The sequence below is a fragment of the Parashewanella hymeniacidonis genome, assembly GCF_016900895.1.
GTDB classification, from domain to species: Bacteria; Pseudomonadota; Gammaproteobacteria; order Enterobacterales; family Shewanellaceae; genus Parashewanella; species Parashewanella hymeniacidonis.
The window spans coordinates 1-2,997 of sequence record NZ_JAFEUN010000215.1 but is presented as its reverse complement, the minus strand read 5'-3'; the positions used below and the strand labels follow the sequence as shown (position 1 = coordinate 2,997).

The 2,997-nt window shown below is 45.3% G+C and carries 1 protein-coding gene and 1 pseudogene; one reads left to right on the top strand and one right to left on the bottom strand.

What is annotated here, in order from left to right:
- Nucleotides 1–610: hypothetical protein (locus tag JQC92_RS21630; protein WP_205001602.1), on the bottom strand; the 610-nt coding region annotated here is incomplete at its 3' end.
- 309 nt (nt 611–919) lie between these two features.
- Between JQC92_RS21630 and JQC92_RS21625 the strand changes: the two are divergent.
- Nucleotides 920–2,997, top strand: a pseudogene (locus JQC92_RS21625) (hypothetical protein); the annotation flags it as partial.

Genomic DNA, 2,997 nt, shown 5'->3' with positions numbered 1-2,997 from the left:
ACACGGATTGGGGAACTGAATGCTCGGCTTTTCTCAACATCTTTGTGATTTGCTCCGTACTCAACTCATTTTTAAATTCGTTTAATTGGTCAAAATCTTCAGTGGAAAGTGTTTGCTTGGCGAGAAGACTCTCCAGCCTTAATTCCTTATCTGACTTCTTTTCTTGATTCGGAAGGCTATATAACTCTTGCTCCAGAAAACCATCTAAACCATCTAAATCATCTAATCCATCTAAATCACCTAAATCACCTAAATTATCTAAATCACCTAAATTATCTAAATCATTTGTAAAATCGGCGCCCTCCCATCGGGTATTCTGCCGCTTTTCCTGGGAGCTAGGGGGAGGAGCTCCTGCCTCTGAAGCCAGTTTCGCTCGCTTGGTATTCTGCCGATTTTCCTGGGGGCTAGGGGGGACTCTTGGTCTTTTGTTTCCCCGCTTCAAAACGTCACCTTGTGGTGCATCATGAAAGCACTCGTATGAAGCTGTGGACTCACTCGATTTCACCGTAAAAGTCTTGTCGTTGGTGTTAATCGAGTCGCTTGGGGAAACCATGGGTGATGGAGAATACTTCTGGGCGCTCTGAGCTAAAGAGCGGTCAAGTGAGTGCATAAATTCCTCCTGATTACCCACAAAGCCCAGTCATCTTTAAGAGCTTTTTAGGCAAAAGTGGCATTCTTACTGCTATGTAGATGAATCTCGGCAGTATATCATATCTTCTAGCTGAAACCTTGGTTTGAGTGTGTTTTAGGCTGCAAAGATGCGACAGAACCGATTTTTAAGCTGAGAAGGCATTTATGCCAAGGCTCAGCCTGCTATAACTCCTAAAAAGTCAAGAGCGTTAACGATTTTTAACTCGTTTTTTAGCATTGTTTGCCTGTATTTTAAAAATACTGGCTCTTCCAAATCTCAATGAATTCTATGGCATCGAAAGTTCTATCCATTATGAATGGTTTCGGTTATCCGTCTGTGGATAACGGGGTGTGCTACGGACTTGCGGTTATGGCTGCGCAGGCGGTGATAAGATTTGATGGGGCAACGTATAACGCCAGAATCAAGACGCTTCCTAACGGTGAGGAAGACGACCTTAAGGCTTTTTTTGAAGGTGTGGTCGTTTATTCAGGCAACGTCTTAAGCGCTTCACAATATGTTGCATTAGGTTTACCACTTCACCAAAATATTTCTGCACCTGCAAAGTTGTTATCATTTACACAAGCTGAAAAAGATACCCTTCATGATGAGCGCAAAAAGTGCAGACCTTGCGTGGCTGAGGCTTTTTTATGCTCTTTCAATCGAAAATCACTGACCTGCTGCCTTAACGAGATGCGTTCCCATGACGTGCCATTCTCATTGGTTATTTCTTATATCAATCATGCTGTTCAAATTGGGTTTGATGGTTCAAACTGGCTGTCTGTGAGTCACGATAATACTCTGTATGAGGCAGCTATAACGAGTAAACTTTTACTTAACATTACAGGTGAAAAGTACGCTTGTGATGGGTTGTGGGTTGCCAATATTAATATTGTCTTAGGAAAAGATCGTCCTATTTCAGATTTCTCCGCATGCTTTCGTGAATTACGTCTGACTGATAATAATTTTTTAAAGTTATCAGATTCTCAAAAAAAAAGGTGTGTGCATCTAGCGCTGCAAAATGGTCATCATGAGACGGTGGCTGCGTTTATGAAGGTGCTGGTGGAGTTACTGAAGGCAGGGAAGTTATCAGAAGATAAGTTCATAGCGCTGGCAGCAGCGAAAGATGGTGACGAAACACCTGGACTATGGATGGCGCTGCAAGAGGGTCAGCATGATACGGTGGCTGTGTTTATGAAGGTGCTGGTGGAGTTACTGAAGGAAGGGACGTTAAAAGAAGATAAGTTCATAGCGCTGGCAGCAGCGAAAGATGGTGACGAAATACCTGGACTATTTCTGGCGCTGCAAGAGGGTCAGCATGATACGGTGACTGCGTTTATGAAGGTGCTGGCGGAGTTACTGAAGGTAGGGAAGTTATCAGCAGATAAGTTCATAGAGCTGGCAGCGGGAAAAAGACGTGACGAAATACCAGGGCTATGGATGGCGCAGCAAGATGGTCAGCATGAGACGGTGGCTGCGTTTATGAAGGTGCTGGTGGAGTTACTGAAGGCAGGGAAGTTATCAGAAGATAAGTTCATAGCGCTGGCAGCAGCGAAAGATGGTGACGGAACGCCTGGACTATATTTGGCGCTGCAAAATGGTCATCATGATACGGTGGCTGCGTTTATGAAGGTGCTGGCGGAGTTACTGAAGGAAGGGAAGTTATCAGCAGATAAGTTCATAGCGCTGGCAGCAGCGAAAGATGGTGACGAAACACCTGGACTATTTCTGGCGCTGCAAGAGGGTCAGCATGAGACGGTGGCTGCGTTTATGAAAGTGCTGGTAGAGTTACTGAGGGCAGGGAAGTTATCAGAAGATAAGTTCATAGCACTGGCAGCAGCGAAAGATGGTGACGAAACACCTGGACTATTTCTGGCGCAGCAAAATGGTCATCATGATACGGTGACTGCGTTTATGAAGGTGCTGGTGGAGTTACTGAAGGCAGGGAAGTTATCAGAAGATAAGTTCATAGAGCTGGCAGCAGCGAAAGATGGTGACGAAACACCCGGACTATTTCTGGCGCTGCAAAAAGGTCAGCATGAGACGGTGGCTGCGTTTATGGAAGCACTGGCGGAGTTACTGAAGGCAGGGAAGTTATCAGAAGATAAGTTCATAGAGCTGGCAGCGGGAAAAAGACGTGACGAAATACCAGGGCTATGGATGGCGCTGCAAAAAGGTCATCATGAGACGGTGGCTGCGTTTATGAAGGTGCTGGTGGAGTTACTGAAGGCAGGGAAGTTATTAGAAGATAAGTTCATAGAGCTGGCAGCAGCGAAAGATGATTACGAAACACCAGGGTTATTTCTGGCGTTGCAAAACGGTCGTAATGAAGTGGTAACGGCATTTATGACGGTGTTGGCCGAGTTGTT